This is a genomic window from Fischerella thermalis PCC 7521 (assembly GCF_000317225.1).
GTDB classification, from domain to species: Bacteria; Cyanobacteriota; Cyanobacteriia; order Cyanobacteriales; family Nostocaceae; genus Fischerella; species Fischerella thermalis.
The window spans coordinates 140119-161636 of sequence record NZ_AJLL01000005.1 but is presented as its reverse complement, the minus strand read 5'-3'; the positions used below and the strand labels follow the sequence as shown (position 1 = coordinate 161636).

14 protein-coding genes are annotated in these 21518 nt (G+C 39.5%); 6 read left to right on the top strand and 8 right to left on the bottom strand.

From position 1 onward, the window contains the following. Nucleotides 1-198: 198 nt before the first annotated feature. Genes cheB through UYK_RS0100815 form a run of 3 tightly spaced genes read left to right on the top strand, consistent with a single transcriptional unit; the run spans nt 199 to nt 3238 of the window. Complete coding sequence (cheB, locus tag UYK_RS0100825) at nt 199-1260, top strand: chemotaxis-specific protein-glutamate methyltransferase CheB (RefSeq protein WP_016870724.1); 1062 nt, start codon at nt 199-201, stop codon at nt 1258-1260. A gap of 21 nt (nt 1261-1281) precedes the next feature. Next, nucleotides 1282-2130: a CheR family methyltransferase gene (locus tag UYK_RS0100820; protein ID WP_009455194.1), complete on the top strand. Its 849-nt coding sequence runs from the start codon at nt 1282-1284 to the stop codon at nt 2128-2130. Nucleotides 2131-2137: 7 nt separating this feature from the next. After that, nucleotides 2138-3238, top strand: coding sequence for a chemotaxis protein CheW (locus UYK_RS0100815; RefSeq protein WP_009455192.1), 1101 nt, complete (start codon nt 2138-2140; stop codon nt 3236-3238). Between the two features lie 125 nt (nt 3239-3363). On the opposite strand, the gene UYK_RS0100810 is transcribed toward UYK_RS0100815, so the two are convergent. From UYK_RS0100810 to tnpA, 5 genes are all read right to left on the bottom strand, one after another. Further along, entirely contained in the window at nt 3364-4557 is a 1194-nt protein-coding gene (locus UYK_RS0100810) for a response regulator (protein ID WP_009455190.1), read from the bottom strand. Between the two features lie 99 nt (nt 4558-4656). Beyond that, the gene (gene coaBC / locus UYK_RS0100805; protein ID WP_009455188.1) at nt 4657-5910 is read right to left on the bottom strand and encodes a bifunctional phosphopantothenoylcysteine decarboxylase/phosphopantothenate--cysteine ligase CoaBC; all 1254 of its coding nucleotides are present in this window, start codon (nt 5908-5910) and stop codon (nt 4657-4659) included. Nucleotides 5911-6021: 111 nt separating this feature from the next. Then, on the bottom strand, nt 6022-6234 hold the full coding sequence (gene isiD / locus UYK_RS0100800; RefSeq protein ID WP_009455186.1) for a protein IsiD: 213 nt from the start codon (nt 6232-6234) through the stop codon (nt 6022-6024). 176 nt (nt 6235-6410) lie between these two features. Further along, nucleotides 6411-7070, bottom strand: coding sequence for an alpha/beta hydrolase (locus UYK_RS0100795; protein ID WP_009455184.1), 660 nt, complete (start codon nt 7068-7070; stop codon nt 6411-6413). A 235-nt stretch (nt 7071-7305) separates the two neighbouring features. Next, on the bottom strand, nt 7306-7746 hold the full coding sequence (gene tnpA, locus UYK_RS0100790) for an IS200/IS605 family transposase (RefSeq protein WP_009455182.1): 441 nt from the start codon (nt 7744-7746) through the stop codon (nt 7306-7308). Nucleotides 7747-8040: 294 nt separating this feature from the next. On the opposite strand from tnpA, the gene purH reads away from it, so the two are divergent. Together purH and UYK_RS0100780 are read left to right on the top strand one after the other, a co-directional pair. Next, nucleotides 8041-9579 carry a bifunctional phosphoribosylaminoimidazolecarboxamide formyltransferase/IMP cyclohydrolase gene (purH, locus tag UYK_RS0100785; RefSeq protein ID WP_009455180.1) on the top strand — a complete coding sequence of 513 codons (1539 nt, stop codon included), beginning with the start codon at nt 8041-8043 and terminating at the stop codon, nt 9577-9579. Between the two features lie 1450 nt (nt 9580-11029). Continuing rightward, on the top strand, nt 11030-13450 hold the full coding sequence (locus UYK_RS0100780; protein WP_009455178.1) for a sucrose synthase: 2421 nt from the start codon (nt 11030-11032) through the stop codon (nt 13448-13450). A gap of 68 nt (nt 13451-13518) precedes the next feature. Here the strand turns inward: UYK_RS0100780 and UYK_RS0100775 are convergent, their stop codons facing one another. Then, on the bottom strand, nt 13519-14277 hold the full coding sequence (locus UYK_RS0100775; RefSeq protein ID WP_009455175.1) for a peptidoglycan-binding domain-containing protein: 759 nt from the start codon (nt 14275-14277) through the stop codon (nt 13519-13521). Nucleotides 14278-14792: 515 nt separating this feature from the next. Next, nucleotides 14793-15884 (bottom strand): calcium/proton exchanger, encoded by a 1092-nt coding sequence (cax, locus tag UYK_RS0100770; RefSeq protein ID WP_009455174.1) that lies wholly within the window; start codon nt 15882-15884, stop codon nt 14793-14795. A 590-nt stretch (nt 15885-16474) separates the two neighbouring features. Between cax and UYK_RS0100765 the strand changes: the two genes are divergently transcribed. Continuing rightward, on the top strand, nt 16475-19237 hold the full coding sequence (locus UYK_RS0100765) for a DUF3536 domain-containing protein (protein ID WP_009455173.1): 2763 nt from the start codon (nt 16475-16477) through the stop codon (nt 19235-19237). Nucleotides 19238-19554: 317 nt separating this feature from the next. Here UYK_RS0100765 and UYK_RS0100760 read toward each other — a convergent pair whose 3' ends face one another. Continuing rightward, the gene (locus tag UYK_RS0100760) at nt 19555-21228 is read right to left on the bottom strand and encodes a DUF3352 domain-containing protein (RefSeq protein WP_009455172.1); all 1674 of its coding nucleotides are present in this window, start codon (nt 21226-21228) and stop codon (nt 19555-19557) included. Nucleotides 21229-21518 lie beyond the last annotated feature (290 nt).

Here is a 21518-nt window from a genome sequence, read left to right as displayed (position 1 = left end):
TTTGGAACCAACAAGCAATAACAACCAACTACCAACAATCAACAATCAATAAATAATATCAAGTCCGGCTAATTACTTACGATATTATTCTGATGCAGTTGGGCATTGAGCAAGAGATTTTTCCCATTACCCATTACCAATTACCAATTACCGACCTTCACAGATATGATAAGTCTTTAAACGGACATAATATAACAAATGAATATTAGAGTTTTATTAGTTGAAGATTCACAGATCGCTCTTGTCCTTTTAAAAAGAATTTTAAACTCATCACCAGAAATTGATGTCGTAGGAGAAGCCCATACTGGTTTAGAAGCTTTGAAACTCATTCCTCAAGTTCAACCAGATGTAATTTGTACAGATCTCCATATGCCCTACATGAATGGTTTAGAGTTGACAACAGAAGTGATGACACTCTACCCGCGACCAATTTTGGTAATTAGTGTTTCCGTGCAAACAGATGATTCTAGGAATATTTTTCAGCTTTTAGATGCAGGAGCTGTGGATATTTTTCCTAAGCCAACCTTAGGACTGTTAGCAGATGACGAGGTATTCAGAAATGAGTTAATTAACAAAATTAAAATTTTATCTGGAGTCAAAGTATTTCGGAAAAGACGGAAACTACCTACACAAAATTTACTAGTAGAAAATCTTGCCGCTTTCTCTGATCAATCTTTCGCTAGACCCAAAGTCGTGGTTATTGGTGCATCTACAGGTGGACCCCAAGCCCTGAAAGAGTTGTTATCTAAATTACCACTAGATTTTCCCTTGCCAGTGATTTGCATACAACACATTTATGTCGGTTTTTTGCAGGGATTACTTGATTGGTTAGCTGTTGGTTGTCGATTACCAATTCAAATTGCTCAACCAGGAGATCTACCAAAGCCAGGAAGAATTTATTTTGCACCAGAACAACAGCACTTAGAACTGGATGCAAGGGGTAGATTTATTTACTCTGACTCACCACCAGTAGCAGGACATCGCCCTTCGGTAACTGTGACATTTACATCTGTTGCCAAATTTTATGGTCAAGCATGTGTAGGAATCCTGTTAACTGGTATGGGTAGAGATGGAGCGGAAGGAATGCAGGCGATCGCTCGAGCTGGTGGTTTCACCATTGCTCAAGATGAAGCTTCCTCTATTGTATTTGGAATGCCCAAAGCAGCAGTGGAGTTAGGAGCCGCACAACAGGTTTTACCAATTCATGCGATCGCACCAAGGCTGCTATCTTTGTTGCAAAACAATTTTCTTGATTTCTAGAGAGAATAATTAGGAGTCCAAGTGTCAGAAGCAGAAATTTTAAGTGTAGAGCTAACAGAGGCTTTTATTCGGTTAATCACCAAACATACCGGATTAAAAATTAGAGAACGAGAACGAGAAAGTTTGATAAAAAAAATATTTTTGCGGATGAAAGCTCTGAAAATATTTTCTCCAGAAATTTATTACAAAGTGTTAGCTTCTCATACCATATATAGCTATGTAGAATGGCAAAAATTTATTGCCATTCTCACAAATACTGAGAGTTACTTTTTTAGAGACAAAGAACAATTTAAGTTATTACGTAATCATATTATTCCAGAAATAATTCAACGTCAGTATCACAGCAAAACTATCCGATTTTGTAGTGCAGGATGTTCCACGGGAGAAGAACCCTATTCTCTTGCCATTATTTTGAAAGAATTGATTCCCGATTTAGAGGAATGGAACCTGATGATTTTAGGTTTAGATATCAACAAAGAAGCTTTGAAAAAAGCCAAACAAGGAATCTACACTGCTTGGTCATTAAGAAGCCTTGACATAAAAACAATACAAAAATATTTTATTAAGTTTAACAACAAATATTATCTAGATGAACAGATTAAGCGCATGGTCGATTTCCAATATACAAATTTAGTCACAGATTTATTTATTCATCCATATTCAGATTTTCGAGATATTGATTTAATACTTTGCCGCAATGTTTTTATTTATTTTGAGTCAACAGTAATTGCAAAAATTATAGACAAATTTTATGATACTCTGCAACCATTGGGATATTTAATCACAGGACATACAGAACTTTGTGGACAAAAACTCAGTAAGTTTCAAACAAAATTATTTCCAGAATCCCTTGTCTATATAAAAAAGTAAGTAAAAAATGAAAAATAATCTGTATCTTACTTTGAGCTTAAATAAATACCTCTACGGCATTAACACCGTTTACGTTGAAGAAGTTTTCAATTTACCAGAATTGACAACAATATCAGAAGTTCCTCATGGAATTATTGGTTTTGTAAATCTCCGAGGGAAAATATTACCAGTTATAGATTTGAATCTAAAATTGGGCTATTTATCCCCAGATTATCGCTTGACAGATAGTATAGTAGTTTTAAAATGTGAAGATTTTCAACTGGGTATGATTGTTAATCAAATCCACGAAATCAGAGAATTATCTTTTGAGAAAATTTCTACCGATCTTAACTATCCACGAGAGTTACTAGTAGATCAACAAGCAAATATTAATATGATCGCTGGTATTGTCAATTTTCCAGATGATATTTTTATCTTGAATGAACCAAAACAATGGCTTGAAGATAGTGAAATAAAACAAGTTCTGTCTTTGTCAAACTACCTACAAAAAGAGAATTATGATAATTACAATGTAGACGAAACTCAAACCCATGATTCTGAATCGTTACTATTGCAAAAGTCTATATTCTACCCAAATGCAACTTTAGAAGCAAGAAAGGTTTTAAAACAACGAGCAGATCATCTCAGACTCCCAACAAAAAATCAGGATTTTCAGAGTTTTAAGACTTTAGCAGTAATTACTTTAAATGATCATCTTTTTGGGATTGATTTAGAAATGGTACGGGAGTTTGTTGAGATTCATCAAGTGACTCCCATTCCCTGCTGCCCAGCACATATTATTGGTAATATGAATCTCCGAGGTGAGATACTTACTGTTGTTGATCTACGGGGATTATTATTGAATTTACCACCGCAAGGTATAGTCTTTGGTTCTAAAGCAATAGTTATAGAGGTTGAGGGTATAGTTGCAGGTGTAATAGTTGGAGAAATTTACGATGTCATGTTTTCTCTCAACTTACAAAAAGTAATGGCAATACCGAAGACTATCAACACAATTAATGAGCAGTATTGTCAAGGGGCTACCCTTTATAATGAAAAAACGATGCATATTTTGGATATACCAAAGATTTTTCTTCAGGGAGGATTAATTGTTGATGAGGTAATTTGAATTAACTTGATTTTGTGTTACAATCGGCAAATTCAGAAAACTAAAGATAGTTATTCAGTAGTCTAAAAAATAATTACTGATTACCGACAAATAAAGATAATATCAGCCTTCAAGCATAAATAACCTTACTGCCGGATATATTTCTGAACAATTTGTAATAAATCTTCTGGTTGTGGAGGCTTACCTAAAAACTCAGTCGCACCAACCAACATTGCATGGGCTCGATCTACAGGGTTATTCCGCTCTGTCAGAAAAATAATTGGTGTATTCCTAAAAGTGGGAGTGTCCCGCAGAAATTTACAGATGCTATAACCATCAGCATTGGGTAAGAGCAAGTCTAACAAGATTAAATCAGGCTTGTATTCGATAAGCTGAGAAAAGCCTCGCATCGGCTCCGGAATACTTAACATTTGATAGCCGGCGGGTATCAATATTTTTCTTAAGGTGTAAGCCAATACTGGACTATCATCAATACAAGCAATTAAAGGTTGTTTTTCTACAGATTTCGGAACAGCTTCCTGAACAAATGTAATCGGTTTATTTTCGGATTGAGAGTTAGTGACTGCAACTACTTGTTTGATTGTTGGTAATGGTAAATCTGGAATTTTTTGCAGTTCCAGCACACCCTTATCCACCCATGGCATTATGGAAACAGCTACCTCTGTCACCGATTTTTCCTGCTCGATCGCCATATCCCAGAGGGTGAAGTTGCTGTTGAAGTACTTCTTTTCTGAATCTGGGATGACTTGAGGATTTGCTGTTGGTGACAAAATTGGTGCTAGACAGGGACTGAGATGATCTAGTCCAGCAGCTTGCCATTTTTTTTGGGTGTTCGTTGCTTTTGTAAGCACTGATAGTATTTCCCAGGAAGACAAGGCTATGAGCTGGGGTAAATGGAATATATCTTTTTGAGTCGGTTTCCAATCATTTTTCAGGTCTTTAGAGTTACCTAATTCAAAAAAACATTCTTGAACAATAGTACGAATTACTAACTTAGCTTGGATTGCACTTAGTTGTTTGCGACTGATTCCTTGAGCAAGGAGTTGACATTCCCAAGGTTGATTTTCCGATAACTCAGGAGACTCAAAATTCCAGTCCCAATTCGGACAATGCTGTTTTAAAGCTCTGTTCCAACGTCTGACAGGATGCATTCCACCTGTGGCGTAGATCAACTTACCGTCGTTAAAGTGAAGATTCCAAAGGACTGTGTGGTTGTAGAAAATTAGTATTCCATTAGTACTATGTTTACTCAGCTTGTCTAATTCTTCTGTCAGCCTTGTTAGTATCATTTGTGGCAATTCTGCTCTGCTCGCAATCATTATGCCGTAGCTTGCACCCTTTTATATCATTATTGATTAAATTGATTAATATAAAGTTGAAAATTTTGTGTCGTATTCTTTGATACTGCTGCTTAGAGACTAGTGACTACCAATAAAATCAAATAGATGATGAGCTAGCTGCAATTTAGTACATGGTGGAATTTCTAACTGATGACCTTGCTTGTCTAAAAATACGGCTTGATTGTTGTCGCTACCAAAACCACTATCAGGTTTGTCTACTGGATTAGCAACAATCGCGTCTAAGTTTTTTCTGTGCAATTTTTCGACAGCGGGAGTGATAATATCCCCTGTCTGAGCAGCAAAGCCAATTAACAATTGATGAGATTGTTTGCGCTTTGCCAATTCTGTAATTATATCCGGTATAGGTTCTAAGGCTAAAGATTTGGGAAGCGATCGCTTGGGTAATTTCTGGTGACTGTAATCTTGTGGTTTCACATCTGCAACTGCGGCTGACATAATTATTACATCTGCTTTTGGTAAACACCGCATCATAGCAGAGTGCATTTCTTCAGCTCTCACTACAGGAATTGCTTCTATTCCCAAGGGTATGTCACTGTTCAGTGGCCCGTGTACTAAGGTCACGTTTGCGCCTCGATGCAATGCTGCTTGTGCTAAAGCTAACCCCATCTTTCCTGTGGCAGGATTGCCAATAAATCTTACAGGATCAAAATGTTCCCGTGTTCCCCCAGCACTGATTAAGACTTGCTTTCCTGCTAAATCTCGTTTACCTGCGGTGTGTAGTAAAGATTGAATGTAGGCTATAATTTCTGACGGTTCTGCCATTCTTCCAGCACCGACGCGATCGCACGCTAATAATCCCGAAGCTGGTTGTAAACTATGAAAACGACTATTTTTCAAGAGATTTTGCCAATTCTGCTGCACCGTCTGCTGTTCCCACATATCGGTATTCATAGCTGGTGCTAACACTACAGGACAAGTGGAAGCCAAGACAGTATTTGTGAGCAAGTTGTCAGCCATACCGTGAGCTAATTTTGCTAATGTATTAGCTGTTAAAGGTGCTATTAAAAAAACTTCTGCCCACTCGCCTAATTCTATATGCAAAGGACGAGAGTAAATTGGTTGCCAAAAATTTTCATCTGTAAAGCTGCTATAACGGGAGAGAGTGGAAAAAGTTAGAGGTGTGATAAATTTTTGTGCAGAATTAGTCAGAATAGTTCGCACCTCCACACCACTTTTAAATAATGTGGAAACAACTTCACAAATTTTGTAGGCGGCGATACCGCCGCCTATACCAATCAGAACCCTTTTCAATTTTGGATTTTGGCTCGTTCCCAGGTTGCTGTCTGGAAATGTAGATTCTGGATTCAGCATTGAGGTCATGGCTTAAAATTAATCATTGACCAATAATTCCTTAATGGTACAAGCCCCCAGATAAATCTCGTGGAAACTAATCCAAAATCTAAAATCTAAAACCCAAAATAGTTAGGCTTCGTCGTAGGGTTCTAAATCCAGAAGGTGGATATATGGTTCAATTAGCTCTGGGCGTTGAAATGCGATCGCACGTAGCATGTGCCAATCATCCAAACCTTCAAAAGCATTGCTATAGTTGTCCTGCTCCAAGCGTGTAGCTAACTTTTCTACATCTTGTGGAGTCATGGTAGCAATTTCTTTTTTGGAAATGCTTAGAGTCTTCATAATGCTCGCCCCTCCCGTTAGCAGCATTTGCATCCAGCTTGGGTTTGTTTGCGCTCGACGCAGCCACCCAATATATATTACTCATTTGAGGACATCAATTACGTGAAAATTTTCCGGATTTATACCGGAATTTGTAAAACTTTTGTAACTGGGATGAGACTAAATTTTGCAACAAGCTACTCTGTGGTTACTTGAGTATTGACAACAAAATTACGTATTAACTCTAGCATTGGTAGTTGTATTTCATGACCCATGTCAAATTCATAGTACTGTACTGCAACTTCTAGCAACTCTAAAGTTTCTTTGGCCTTGAGTGCGGCTCGTAGTGGTACTACTTGATCATATCTACCGTGCATGATTAAAACCGGAGGTGAAGCAGTTGTTGTTGAAGTCGCATCCGGAACTGCACCAGGATGTAAATAACCACTCATAACAACCAAACCTGCCAAGGGCAACTTTAATCCTACATCTAAAGTCATTGCCCCTCCTTGGGAAAAACCGCTCAATACCGTTCGTGATAGCGGTACACCAGTGCTACTTTCTAAACTTAGCAACCAATCTGTGAGTAATTGCCGACTTTCTGCTAATCCCTTATACATATTCTCCGCGCTCAAGTCATACCACGCTCTTCCCATAGGCGAATAAGGATGAGGAAAAGGTGCATTGGGAAACAGAAACTGATAATCAGGCAAATTTAAAAATGGTGCTAAAGATGCTAAATCCTCAGCATTTGCACCCCAACCATGCAAAGCTACGATTAAACCTTTAGGTACTTTTCCTGTTGTTGGGGGAACCTGAATAAATTCTAAAGACAGATATTTGCTCCCATTATTCAACTCTCTTAATCGATATTAATCAAAATCTTCTAGTCGGCTTAAGCCGACTTTGACTGTTAGCCTTGGAATTGATTCCAAGGCGGGATATTGCTTTTAGCCTTGGAATTGATTCCAAGGCGGGATATTGCTTTTAGCCAAATCCGCCTCAAAATTAATTTTGAGGCTAATAGCTTAACTCAGCTAAAGCTAACTATGCTCAAATACACATGATGAAGGCTTGACCAAGTTAATTAGCTTAAGCCGCTTTGGTGGGTTTTGGACCATCATCTTCATGATTATGCTGTTCCAAAGATGAAATCGTGGTTCCATTGAAATGATGCGCTTTCTGATTTTTCACATAACCAACAGCTTGCTCAAGTTGTTTACCTCCTAGCGAAAAAACACCATATCCGCGTTGCCAAGCAAACCAATCTTTGGAAGAAGAAAGATGATTGAGATGATATGCGCTGCTACCTTTGATATTTTGAACAAAATCAGAGATAGAAAGTTTGGGTGGACTTGAAGCTATTAAATGAATGTGGTTTTCTATCCCACCAATCGCATGGATAATACTACCCAGTTGATCGGCTTTGCCAATAATATAACCATAAAGTTGGGTTTCTAGATTGGTGGTAATTAGCGGCTGACGCTCTTTTGTCGTCCAAACAAGATGATAGTAAAGTCGCCACAGAGCCATGAAAGTGCTGTTTGTATTTAATATATTCTGCGTTTAGTATTCCCGCGATCGCCACAAGTATTAACTGAGTTTGGCATCTTCTAGTCGGCTTGAGCCGACTTTTGCTATTAGCCTTGGAATTGATTCCAAGGCGGATGTTTTGCCCCTCAATCCGCCTCAAAATTAATTTTCAGGCTCATAGCTCAACTCAGCTTTCCAAAGGCGTCTGTGCAAAAACTTGTCTTCACAACTTCCAGCAATTTGTAAAATAATCTTCTGCTCTTACTTATACCAATCAAATAAAGCTGGGGAATTATGGCGCGTCTAGCACTGTTGAGTGTATCTAATAAAACTGGATTAATTGAACTTGCTCGTAGCTTGGTAGAAGAATTTGATTTTGAGTTAATTAGTAGTGGCGGTACTGCTCAAGCTCTCAAAAATGCAGGATTACCAGTTCAAAAAGTTGCAGATTACACAGGCTCTCCCGAAATATTAGGTGGTCGAGTCAAAACTCTACATCCGCGGATTCACGGCGGAATTCTCGCACGGCGATCAATTCCACAAGATATGACAGATTTGGCAAATAATCAAATTCGCCCGATAGATTTGGTAGTGGTGAATCTCTATCCTTTTGAGGAAACCATCACCAAGCCAGATGTCACCCTAGCAGAAGCAATAGAGCAAATTGACATCGGTGGTCCTGCTATGCTAAGGGCAGCAGCAAAAAATTTCGCGGATGTGACGGTATTGTGTGATCCCTGCCAATATGACGAGTATTTGCAGGAATTACGCCAACACACAGAACCGTCCCTAGAATTTCGCCAAAAGTGTGCGTTGCAAGGATTTTTGCATACTTCTAGCTATGATCAAGCGATCGCATCTTACTTGACAAAAACACAGCCAACACAGACTCTACCAGAAAAATTTACTGTTTCTGGTAAAAAACTACAATCTTTGCGCTACGGTGAAAACCCCCACCAAAAAGCAGCTTGGTATCAAACTGGTGTAAACCCAATAGGTTGGGCTGCTGCTAGCAAACTGCAAGGCAAAGAACTCAGTTACAATAACTTAGTTGATTTAGAAGCAGCACGCCGCATTATCGCCGAATTTACTGATAGTCCTACTGCTACGATTATAAAACATACCAACCCCTGTGGTACGGCTCAAGGAGATACAATCGCCGCAGCTTACCAAAAAGCGTTTAATGCTGATCCTGTGTCTGCTTTTGGTGGTATCGTCGCCCTTAACCGTCCAATTGATACTGCTACAGCAACTGAACTCACAAAAACATTTTTAGAATGCGTAGTCGCACCAGGATGTGACGAAGATGCAAAAGCAATTCTGGCTGCTAAGTCGAAAGTGCGGGTATTGACTTTACCAGATTTAAGCAGTGGCCCTCAAGAAACTGTCAAAGCGATCGCAGGTGGTTTCCTTGTCCAAGATGCAGATGATATTGTTGCTGATACCAGTCAATGGCAAATCGTCACCCAACGTCAACCCACACCCACAGAATTAGCAGAGTTATTGTTTGCTTGGAAAGTTTGCAAACACGTTAAATCTAATGCCATTGTTGTCAGTAGCGATCGCACTACTTTAGGCGTTGGTGCAGGACAAATGAACCGCGTTGGTTCGGTAAAAATTGCCCTTGAACAAGCTGGTGAAAAAGCTAAAGGTGCAGTTCTTGCTAGTGATGGATTTTTCCCCTTTGATGATTCTGTCAAAACTGCGGCGGCGGCGGGAATTATGGCGATCGTGCAACCCGGTGGTAGCTTGCGAGATCAAGATTCGATTCAAGCTGCAAATGAACTCGGTTTAGTAATGATTTTCACCGGCATACGTCACTTTTTACATTAATCTATCTAAAGTAGGATGGTACACTTGTCAAAGTGTCCATATTATGCTTGTAGATAGATAAGCACAATGTTAATCTTTAGTTGTGTGTGTGAGGAGTAAGTTTAGATAAAAAAGCGCTTGGAGTGGTAACACGGTAACACTCCAGGCGCTTTTTAAATGGTAAATAATGGAAGAGAAAAAAATTTTTCTAAAGTACTTGTCATTGTATAAAAGTAGTGATATCTTTTAGTTGTGTGTGAGGAGCAAGTGTAAAACAAAAAGCGCCTGGGGTGGAAACACGGCAACACTCCTGGGTGTTTTTTGTTTTTTAAGTTTTTAAATATTAAATTGTTAGTAGCTTCAACCGACAAATAACAACTAACAAAAAATAACTAGATAAAGCAAAACAGCAACCCAATATTAATCCTTTCTGGGCTGCTATTAGAAGATTGGTTTTCACAAAATCAAAATTCTGGAATCCTAACTAAAAAATTCCTAACAAAAATATAACAGTTAATCCGCATAAGACAAGAAAAGAGATGATCATAATGTTGCCTACACTATGATCTGCTGTTGCTTGGTGTGTTCGTTCACTCATATGCACCGACCCAAATATTTATAAGCTCATACTGTAATTATAGGTAGGTAAACCAGGTAGATGTGTCGTATCATAAAAAACTTGATTTATATTTACTGACGTTCAATTTGCGGATAATTTTAATCTCAAATAAATGAACTTTTGTTGCAACAATCATAGAGAAAACCTAATATTTCTGATGTGAGCAATTGAGGACAAAAAATAGTAGGAAAAAGTTTACTAATTGTAAATAAGCTGTGCTTAAGATTTATATTTTCCAAAACAGACACAAATTTTAGTTTTTAGTCATGTCAATAATTGAATCTAATTGAATAAATTTATAAGACTACGTCTTTAGTTAGAGTACAAAGCCGGGGAAATTAGGATATTCGTAAAAATACAAGTTAAACAATAAAAATTGAAAAAAAATAATTAATTTTCAATTTTTGAGAATCAATTAAGGATTTTCTCACCTTGAAGGTGCAAATATAGACACACTCTTAACTTGCACCAGTTTTTCGTCCGCCAAAAAAATAAGTTTCACAGAGCATTTTTTTAGTTCGCTCTCAGCAGAGTTAGGCTACTAGCCAGAGAATTTACTGGTGGAAGATAAGGTAACACGGCTCGGAGCAAACAAATCGATTGACATCTAAACAATATGAGAGACATGCCATGACCCATCCCTACATGCCCAAAATTATGACAAAAATCTTATTAAGAGATCAAGCAGGTGCAAGACTCTCACGGAATTCACAACCCCTTTTCTATTGTTAAATTTCCAGACGGCTAATCAAACTGCTGTTTTAGTACAACCAAACACGAAAATCTCTTTTCGATTCCCGATTCTTGATCGCCAATTCATAATTCGTAACTTTCATATCTTTTGGTAGTTGTATGTCTGAATTAATTCAAGCAGTCCTCGAAAGTGAAGAAAAAAATGATTTGCGCTCATTTCTGAGTGAATTACGCCATCAAGACAAAAAATATCTACTGCGGAATGATATATTGAATGTATATAGCGAATATTGCACAAATTATCAAAAACCTGAGCATTTTAGTGCTTCATCAAGCTTAGGTAAACTCATCTATTACACTCAAGAAATCATTCAAGATATTTCTGGCTTTTGCTTTATTATTCGTCCCAAAATTGCCACTCAAGAGGTTTATCGACTAACAGATGATTTGAATGTGGAACCGATGAGTGTACAGGAACTTTTGGATCTGCGCGATCGCCTAGTGAATCGCTTCCATCCCAACGAAGGCGACTTGCTGGAATTGGATTTTGGCCCGTTTTACGACTACTCTCCAGTTCTACGCGATCCAAAAAATATCGGCAAGGGAGTACAATTACTAAACCGTTACTTATCTAGTAAGCTATTCCAAGATCCGAAGCAATGGCAGGAAAGTTTATTTATTTTCTTGAGTCTACACCAGTATAACGGCATCCAGCTACTAATAAATAATCGCATTCAGTCTCAACAGCAACTTTCTCAACAAATAAAAGCTGCGATCGCTTTCGTCAGCAGTCTCCCCAGTCAACAACCCTACGAAGAATTTCGCTTCCAATTGCAAACGATGGGTTTTGAACCGGGTTGGGGTAACACCGCCGCCCGCGTACAGGAAAGCCTAGAAATGCTTGATCAATTGATCGATTCTCCCGACCCCCAAACCTTAGAAGCCTTTATATCTCGCATCCCGATGATTTTTAGAATCGTCTTGGTATCTCCCCACGGGTGGTTTGGACAAGAGGGAGTATTAGGGCGTCCTGATACTGGCGGTCAAGTGGTGTACGTACTCGATCAAGCTAGGAATCTAGAAAAGCAGTTAGAAGAAGATGCAGTACTAGCAGGCTTAGAAGGATTGAATGTCCAGCCAAAAGTAATTATTCTCACCCGTCTCATCCCTAATAGTGAGGATACACTTTGTAATCAACGTCTAGAAAAGGTTCACGGAACAGAAAATGCTTGGATTTTGCGTGTACCTTTACGGGAATTTAATCCTAATATGACGCAAAATTGGATTTCTCGGTTTGAGTTGTGGCCTTATCTAGAAACCTATGCGATCGATGCTGAAAAAGAAATACTGGCAGAATTTCAAGGTAGACCTGATCTTATAGTTGGTAATTATTCAGATGGGAATTTAGTAGCATTTTTATTGGCACGTCGCTTAGACGTCACTCACTGCATCATAGCCCATGCTTTGGAAAAATCTAAATACTTGTTCAGTAACCTTTACTGGCAAGATTTGGAAGATAAGTATCATTTTTCGTTACAATTCACCGCTGATTTGTTGGTGATGAATGCAGCCAACTTTATCATTAGCAGCACCTACCAAGAAATCGTCGGTACGCCGGACAGTATCGGACAGTACGAATCTTACAAGTGCTTTACCATGCCAGATTTGTACCATGTGGTCAATGGGATTGAACTATTTAGCCCCAAATTCAACGTTGTACCACCAGGGGTGAACGAGAATTACTTCTTCCCCTATACACGTAGTGAAGATCGAGTAGAAAGCGATCGCCGGCGCATAGAAGAGATGCTTTTTACTCTAGAAGATTCTGCCCAGATATTTGGCAAACTTGATGATCCAAGCAAACGCCCTCTGTTTTCCATGGCCCGTCTGGATCGGATCAAAAATCTCACAGGTTTAGCTGAATGCTTTGGTCAAAGTCAAGAATTACAGGACCACTGCAACTTAATTTTAGTAGCGGGTAAGTTGCGTGTAGAAGAATCAACAGACAATGAAGAACGAGAAGAAATTGTCAAACTCTACCGCATAATAGAGCAGTACAATCTTCAAGGCAAAATTCGCTGGCTAGGTGTACGTCTATCTAAAACCGATTCTGGAGAAGTTTACCGCGTCATTGCTGACCACCAGGGAATTTTTGTACAACCTGCTTTATTTGAGGCCTTTGGCTTGACAATATTAGAAGCAATGATTTCTGGCTTACCTACTTTTGCAACTCAGTTTGGTGGACCTTTAGAAATTATTCAAGATCAAGTCAACGGCTTTTACATCAACCCTACACATTTAGAAGAAACAGCCACAAAAATCTTGAATTTTGTCAGTAAATGTGAGCAAAATCCCAACTATTGGTATGAAATTTCTCAACAAGCCATAAATCGGGTTTACAGTACCTATACCTGGAAAATTCATAGTAACAAACTGCTATCGCTAGCACGGATTTATGGTTTCTGGAACTTTATTTCCAAACAAAATCGAGAAGATTTGTTGCGTTATATTGAAGCTTTGTTTTACCTAATCTACAAGCCCAGGGCGCAACAATTATTAGAACAACATAAATATAGGTAATTTGGTCATTGGTCAATTGTCAATGGTCATCAATAAAAAACTCTTGACTATGGACAGTTGACAATTGACTACTTAGTTAACTCTCGCCACGTTCTTTGACCTACTATTCCATCTGAAACTAAATTCCGGCGATTTTGAAAAGCTTTGACTGCTGATTCTGTTAAAGCTCCAAAAATCCCATCTACTTGTATTCTATAACCATTAGATCGTAGCAACCGTTGTAATACTCTGACAGTATCACCTGTATGACCAAAACCCAGAATTGGCAAAGCTGGACTAGGTGAACTGGGAAATTTTGCCACCCTTTTATAGTCTCTGGGTTGTTGAGTTCTGACACGAGGCAATTGCGGAAGTCCCCCCGCCCTATAATGTGGCTGGTGGTGAACAGACTTTAGCGGCACAGCAGTATATTTATTTATATCTTGACCTTGAGTAGTAGAAGTAAAAGCAACTAAAAAAGTGTCGTCATTTTCTGTCGCTTCAGAGATAGGAGTGAACTCTGGTTGTACATTTGAGTAGTTAACATTATCTGCAACAGCATTTTCTGCTACAACTGGTGAATACTCGGAATCAGCGAAGCCTTTGATCTGATAATTGTCATCTAGTGTATCTGATGCGATCGCTAACGACACCACAGCAACCTGCTCATCCGGTGGTATAAATTCAGGTGGTGTGATCTGATTTGCAGGAACAACCTCAGATAACTGACTTTGTTCTGACTGATTTATGTCATTGTCTAGCTGAACCGGTAAATTCTCCGGGAAATTGGGCAGAGATGGTTGTCCTGTTGTTAACACGCCCGTTATCAGTAGACCCATATCACTCATTGTATTTCATTTTACTAACGCCCATATTTTCTTTCACATACTAAATAGTTAATGCTCCGGAATAGTGCGTATTTTCAACTAAAAAAATATAGTTGTTTTTTTCAAAAAACTGGTGCGGTCTTAAAATTGCCTCCTTTGACAGATGGCAAATCAAAATCTGAGTTTTAAATCAGATAAAGCTAATATCTGCCTACTATCAAGTTGTAGTAAACAAAAAAGGCAAAAAGGCGTAAATTTAAGTATACTTTATTGTCTCTATGCTTAATTTTTAAATTTAACACTGTCAATGTAGCGCTCAGGTTTAGGCAATTGTAGTCTGCTACCAGGTGAGAGAAATGGGGATAGTCGCTTGAGTATTCTGCCATCAGCCACTCTACGGGCATCCATACCAGTTTTGTTCCGAAAGGGCAACAAGCCAAGATGAGGACTGGACTCACCACCCGCCAACTTTGTTGTTAATGGTGAACGGGTTTGGTAATGGGCGCTCTTACCAATTACCCATTACCCATTACTCACTAACTTATACCATCAACTACTGGGTAGAAGTAAAAAGCAAATCCCAAGAGCATGTAAGCTGCTAAAAGTAATGTGCCTTCTAACCAATTTGATTTACCATCAGAACTAATGGTATTTGCAATTAGAACTGATACAGCCACGGCCACTAATTCAAAGGGACTAAAATCCAAATCCATAGGTTGCCCAAAAATTTTCCCCACAATTACTAACACGGGAGCTACAAACAGAGCAATTTGCATACTTGATCCCACCGCTACGGAAAGGGAAAGATCCATTTTGTCCTTCATGGCCACAGTTACAGCCGTAGCATGTTCAGCAGCATTGCCAATAATAGGAACAAGTATTACCCCTGTAAATAACGCTGTTAAGCCTAACTTAGATGTAGCTACTTCTAAAGAATCCACAAGTAGTTCTGATTCTATTGCTACTAATAAAGTACACACCAGTAACACCCCACTCCAAAACCACATATTGGGCTTGTGATTCGCAACTTCCAAAGCTTCTGTTTCTGCTACACCCACATCGTAAAGATAGGAGTGAGTTTTCATCGAGAATAGCAGTGTCAAGGCATAAACCAGAATTAATACAACAGCCACTGCTAAGGAAAGATTTTGCAGGGTTTTTTCGCCAATTCCTGGCGAGGTAAAGTTCATTGCTGTTGGCAATAAAATAGCAATCACTGCCAAATTCATAGCAGCTGAGTTCATCCGCGCTACTATCGGTTGAAATGTCTGTTCTTTATGACGCAGTCCACCCAACAACATAGCCAAACCCATCACCAATAGTAAATTGCCGATAATTGAGCCGGTTATACTGGCTTTGACTACATCTACTAACCCTGCTTTCAAGGCAACAATGGCAATAATTAGTTCTGTGGCATTGCCAAAGGTAGCGTTTAATAATCCTCCCAGAGTCGGGCCTAGTACCACAGCTATTTCTTCTGTGGCTGTACCCATACTCGCTGCTAGGGGCAAAATTGCTAATCCAGCTGTAATGAAAACAATTAAATCTCCCCACTCTAAAAAGTGGGCTGCCACAGAAACCGGAATGAAAAGCAAGAGAACTAAAAAGAGAATGTTTTTACCTGACATTAGTTAATAGTCAATGGTCAATGGTTAATAGTCAATGGTCAATTGTCAATGGTTAATAGTCAAGAGTTTGTTGGTGGTTGTTTGTTGATTGTTGGTAGTTAGTAGTTAGTGGTTAATAGTTTACTACTCCACCCTTACGGGAAGCCGCTTGAGCGCGTCTACACACTCCCCACCTCCCCTCAATCGCTCTCAGTAGTTCCTAAATTTCACTATTTCCTCGCAGATGGCAAATTTTGTAAAATAGAGTGGAGTTTTACGGAGAATTGATAACTTTTCGTTGCAAAATTTTTTATTAAACCGCAGATACTACACCAAAAATCGTGTTTAATATATTAAAAGACAATTAAATTTTTGGTACGCCAGTGGAAAAACCTGTCACGAGGCTTTTTCAATGGCTGTTCTATTCCTGAACTTCAGGAAACGACTGCTTGATGATGCAGATTACCCGTAATACTATGAGCTATACTCTAATTGCATTCATCTCGTCGTTGCCGTCTAGCTACGCTAATATTTACTGGACATGCCGCTCTAAAAGGTACGCATATATTTGTCGGCACAATTGCAAGTATTTTTGATTTTGGATATACTACATGACTTCTGCTGCTGAACTGCCAGGTCAAACTGGTATAAATTTGACATCGCAAGAAAATTATACAAACGCCAAAATGCCTAATCCCTTGATGACGGCTACGGGTGTTTACGTGACTGTACACGGTCATTTTTACCAACCACCACGGGAAAATCCATATTTGGATGCGATCGAACGCCAACCAGGTGCAGCACCTTTTCATGATTGGAATGAACGAATTCATCACGAATGCTATCGTCCAAATGCCTTTGCTAGGGTGCTAAATGACCGAGGCGAACTCGTGGGGATCGTTAATAATTACGAGTTTTTGAGTTTTAATATTGGCCCAACCCTGATGTCTTGGCTAGAACGCCACGATGTAGAAGTTTATCAGCGAATTTTGGAAGCTGATCGCAAATCTTGTCAACGTTTGCATGGACATGGCAATGCGATCGCGCAAGTATATAACCATATCATCATGCCTCTGGCCAACGAGCGCGATAAATATACGCAGATTCGTTGGGGCAAAGCAGATTTCCGATCCCGCTTTAAACGCGACCCCGAAGGTATGTGGCTGGCAGAAACTGCTGTAGACTACCCGACTCTGGAAGCATTAGTCAAAGAAGGAATTCGCTTTATTGTCCTAGCGCCCTCCCAAGCACAGCGTTGTCGCCTTTTACCCACTAAGGAAAATCCCCATCCAGAATGGCACGAAGTCGGCGGTAGTCAAATTGATCCCACCCGTCCCTATCGTTGCTATCTCAAACCCACACTCAGCACAGCATCCTCTCCTCTGAGTACAGTTTCTTTATCCCCCAGAGATGGGGATCGGGAGATAGAAAATTCTACTTCCCAATCACCAATCCCCGATCACCAATCCCTTCCCTACATCGATATCTTTTTCTACGATGGCCCAATTTCGCGGGACATGGGTTTTAGTGATGTTCTCTACAATTCCGGTCATTTAGCAGGACGCATTGGTTCTGCGGTGCGTGGGGATCGTCGTCCCGCCCAGTTAATTTCTGTAGCGACAGATGGAGAAACCTTTGGACATCACAAGGGAGGAACAGAGAAGACTCTAGCCTATGCCTTTACCAAAGAGTTTCCGCATCGGGGTTGGACAGTTACCAACTTTGCCCATTATCTCAGCTTGAACCCTCCAACTTGGGAAGTGGAGTTAAAACCAGTAACCGCTTGGAGTTGCGCCCACGGTGTTGATAGATGGCAGGATAATTGCGGTTGTGGTGGTGGCGGTGAATGGCATCAAGAATGGCGTCGCCCGTTACGAAATGCCTTAAATTGGTTACGCGATCGCCTGATAGAGGTATATGAAGAACACGGCAGACAGTTTTTCTGTGATCCTTGGCAAGCACGAGATGAATATATCGAAGTAATTCTGGATCGTTCACCTCACAACATTCACCGCTTCCTTGAGCGCCATCAAACTCACAAACTTACCAATGCAGAACAAGTAGACGCTTTACGTTTGCTGGAAATGCAGCGTCATGCTTTGTTGATGTTTACAAGTTGTGGTTGGTTTTTTGAAGAAATATCCCGCCCAGAAGGAACGCAGATTCTACGTTATGCTGCCCGTGCTTTAGAACTAGCGGGAGATGTGGCAGGTGTACAACTAGAAAAAGAATTCCTCAAGCGCCTTGCCATTGCTCCCAGTAATGTTGATATTTTCAAACATGGTGGAGAAGTTTACCGCCAACTAGTGGCAACTTCACAAATCACATTTAAGCAAGTTGCAGCCCATCACGCGATCGCTTCTTTGTTTAACAATCACAAAGGCGAAACCCGCAATGGCAATGGCACATCACCTAACAACTGCACTGTCAAATATTCCCATCCTTATCAAAAACGCGTTTATTGTTATAACGTTCATGAGTTAGATTACCATCTGCAACGGCTGGGAGCATTGACACTAGCAGTCGGACACTTAAAGCTAATATCGGAAATCACTTGGGAAAGTGAACATTTAGTTTTTGCAGTGCTGCATTTAGGAGGTTGGGATTTCCATTGTTGCATTCAACCATTTGAAGGAAGACGTACTTACAGTCAAATCAAAGAAAAATTATTGGCATCACTGCAAAAAGCAAGTGCAGCAAACACTATCTTAGTGATGATGCAGTTATTTGGGGATCAAGCATTTAGCTTAGAAAATCTCTTTGCTGAAGAACGCCATCGCTTGATGCGGTTGTTGAGTCAAGAAACACTGAGTAGACTAGACCAACTTTATACACAAACATATCGAGATAATTACGGTGTAATAATGGCATTCCATCGGGATGAATTGCCAGCACCACAAGAGTTGCAAGTAGCCGCAGAAATAGCTTTAAGCTATCGTTGTGTGAACACACTACGCGCCTTAGAGCAAGATATCAGCGAACCACAATCAAGTATAAATCATATCCTGGAATTAAAAGCGATCGCTAGTGAAGCTAAACACCTGCGCTGTCGGTTAAATATTCCCGAAGGCAAGCAGATGTTAGAACAGTTGATTTTGCGATTACTTTGGCAATTGTTGCACGATGCTAATGATACATTTGATGCAGATATCCAGCGCCTGGAAAGATTAATTGATGTTGCCTATCAGCTAAATGTAGGCATCTGTTTGGATCGTTCTCAAGAACTATACTTTAGTTGTTTGTACAACAAAATTTTGCCTCAATGTCAAACAGCGATCGCTAATGGTGAGGACGTTATTAAGCATCGACAATTATTGAAGTTAGGACAAAAACTAGCCGTTGATGTTGGTTACTGGTTAGATCAGATGGGGTAATACCGTTTCACCATAAGTCTGATATCAATTCCGGCTAATTACTTACGATATGGTTGACCTTATAGGTAACAGGTAATTGGTTTTCCCATTACCCATTACCAATTACCGGCCTTCACAGATATGATAAGTCTTTAAACGGACATGATATCACACATTACTTCTATTGCTTCTTCGCTGTTTTGGCATCAATGTTCTTACTTTCCAAGCTCAACCTATTTGATTCACATTCGGCGTCAGTTATCAAATTATATTACTTACTGTTAACTGTCCACTGATTTCTAACCACTAACAAATAACAAATGACCAATGACAATTGACTATTTACCTAATTGAAAGAACACACCAATTTTGAATATTTTTGTGTCGCTACCGTAACTGCTCATGGTGAGCGATCGTAAGTTCTCGAAGATGGGTTTTGCCAATATTTCTGCTAGTTTGAGAATTGGAAATTGATTTTCTAATAATTCTCGACTTTTTGCCCAATCCAGATACACGTAACCTTGGTTTGGTTGGGGAATGGCAGCAATACTATTTTTAAATTGGCGATCGCTAATCAAGGAATTGTTCTTAGCATTGATAATTTCATTCATTGTTTCAAGGTTGGAAGCCAAAATTTCATAATTTCCTTGGCTAATACGCACTCCGGAAACTTTAGCTTCTATTGTGTATTTTTCTCGCTGTTGAGGATCGGCTACTTTTGTAGCTTTTAATTGTGTCCAAGCTGAGATTTTTTGTTTGTCTATATCAAAAGTATTCAGTGACAATCCCTGTGAGTATGCGATTTCATCTAAACGAGAAATTCCTGCTGGTGTGGTTTCAGTTTTTTCGACTACAAACACAAAATCGGGATTTGCTTGTCCTGAACGGGGTAATAATCCAATGGCGTATTCTCCCTGTACCCAGGTAAAAATATCTTCTTTTAAGTTGATGTCTGAATCTGTTTGCAGATCTACCACAGGTTTGATTAAACCAGAAACTATATTTTTTTCTGAACCGGATATAGCGACTTTGATTTGTTCCCAAACTTGATTTAAATTGCTGTTAGGTAAACTACTTAAACTTTTTCCAGCGATCGCTAAACCTGCTGAGGTAGGGATATATTGTAATGCTCCCACAGGCTGAGATAACGGCTCTAAAGGTGGTGCTGTTTCGCCTTGTGCTAGTAAACTAGTTTCTGCTAATAATCCTTTGTTGGTTAGGACTACAGAGACTATTTCGCTGTCATAAGTTGCTGGTTCTGGCAGTTTTAAACCTTGCCATTGGGCGATATTGGGAAGATTGAGAAACGCTACGGCTAATGCACCTTTGGGTATTTGTTTGACAGCTTGCTGATATTGGCTAGAGGTAGTTATATTAAGATCAGGACCCTGGACATTATTAATAGCTTCCCTTAGCACTTTGGGATCGTTGGCAAACAAGATAAAATCATCACCAACAGCAGCGCCAGCCAAAGAATTTTGCATTTTAGATTTTGGATCTACTTGTGGAGAGTCAAAAATCAACTTGATGCCTTCGTATTGTTCTGTGGCTAAGTTTGCCCCAGCGATCGCCCGTTTGGAAAATAACAAATCCACAAATTCACGGCTTTTCTCTGGATTTTTGGTTGCCAGTGCCATGAGATACCCCAACTGCTGTCCGTTACTAGGATCGCGATCGATGTCTTGGGTTGTGACAGCTAAGGTAATTTCATTTCCCAACCAAGGTTGAATATCTTGTTTATAATCTAGACCTGTGCTAGCTAATAAACTGGTCTTTAGTTTGGATAGTTCTCCCTCACGTTCCAATACTTGTAATTTATCGGGATTTACCAGCATTGACATCATTACTGGTGCTTGTTGAGATACAAAAATTGCCGCACCAGGCTGTTGTGTAGTTCCACTAATTCCCACAAAAGAATTTGTACCGAATAAGCCACTACAACCAGGAATACTGATAAATAGCAGCATCATCGTAATAGCTGCTAGAGAACGAAAGAATAAGGCTTGTTTCATAAATTACCTGTTTTCAGTTACTAATTATCAATTATGAGGGGATAGGGGATAGAGAAATAAGTAACATTAGAAAATAAATTACACATTCTTCCAGCTGTTCCCTGTTAATAGTTCTCCGTTGCCTGATACGGAAAGTATTGCTCAAAGTCCTGTAAGTATTTTTTCCTGGTCAAGATGACTATTTTCTGCAAACATAAATAGTATCTAGGAAAAATCTCCAATCTAAAGTTTAAAATCGGAATGACACCTCAAGCCATTACCCAAATTAGTGTAGAAGGGCGTTGCATATT

Bases quoted from the DNA above. Each gene is read 5' to 3' on its own strand.
- UYK_RS0100765 (WP_009455173.1), top strand. From the start codon at position 16,475: ATGACTTCTGCTGCTGAACTGCCAGGTCAAACTGGTATAAATTTGACA.
- cax (WP_009455174.1), bottom strand. From the start codon at position 15,884: ATGTCAGGTAAAAACATTCTCTTTTTAGTTCTCTTGCTTTTCATTCCG.
- purH (WP_009455180.1), top strand. From the start codon at position 8,041: ATGGCGCGTCTAGCACTGTTGAGTGTATCTAATAAAACTGGATTAATT.
- UYK_RS0100760 (WP_009455172.1), bottom strand. From the start codon at position 21,228: ATGAAACAAGCCTTATTCTTTCGTTCTCTAGCAGCTATTACGATGATG.
- cheB (WP_016870724.1), top strand. From the start codon at position 199: ATGAATATTAGAGTTTTATTAGTTGAAGATTCACAGATCGCTCTTGTC.
- coaBC (WP_009455188.1), bottom strand. From the start codon at position 5,910: ATGCTGAATCCAGAATCTACATTTCCAGACAGCAACCTGGGAACGAGC.
- tnpA (WP_009455182.1), bottom strand. From the start codon at position 7,746: ATGGCTCTGTGGCGACTTTACTATCATCTTGTTTGGACGACAAAAGAG.
- UYK_RS0100780 (WP_009455178.1), top strand. From the start codon at position 11,030: ATGTCTGAATTAATTCAAGCAGTCCTCGAAAGTGAAGAAAAAAATGAT.
- UYK_RS0100775 (WP_009455175.1), bottom strand. From the start codon at position 14,277: ATGAGTGATATGGGTCTACTGATAACGGGCGTGTTAACAACAGGACAA.
- UYK_RS0100810 (WP_009455190.1), bottom strand. From the start codon at position 4,557: ATGATTGCGAGCAGAGCAGAATTGCCACAAATGATACTAACAAGGCTG.
- UYK_RS0100815 (WP_009455192.1), top strand. From the start codon at position 2,138: ATGAAAAATAATCTGTATCTTACTTTGAGCTTAAATAAATACCTCTAC.
- isiD (WP_009455186.1), bottom strand. From the start codon at position 6,234: ATGAAGACTCTAAGCATTTCCAAAAAAGAAATTGCTACCATGACTCCA.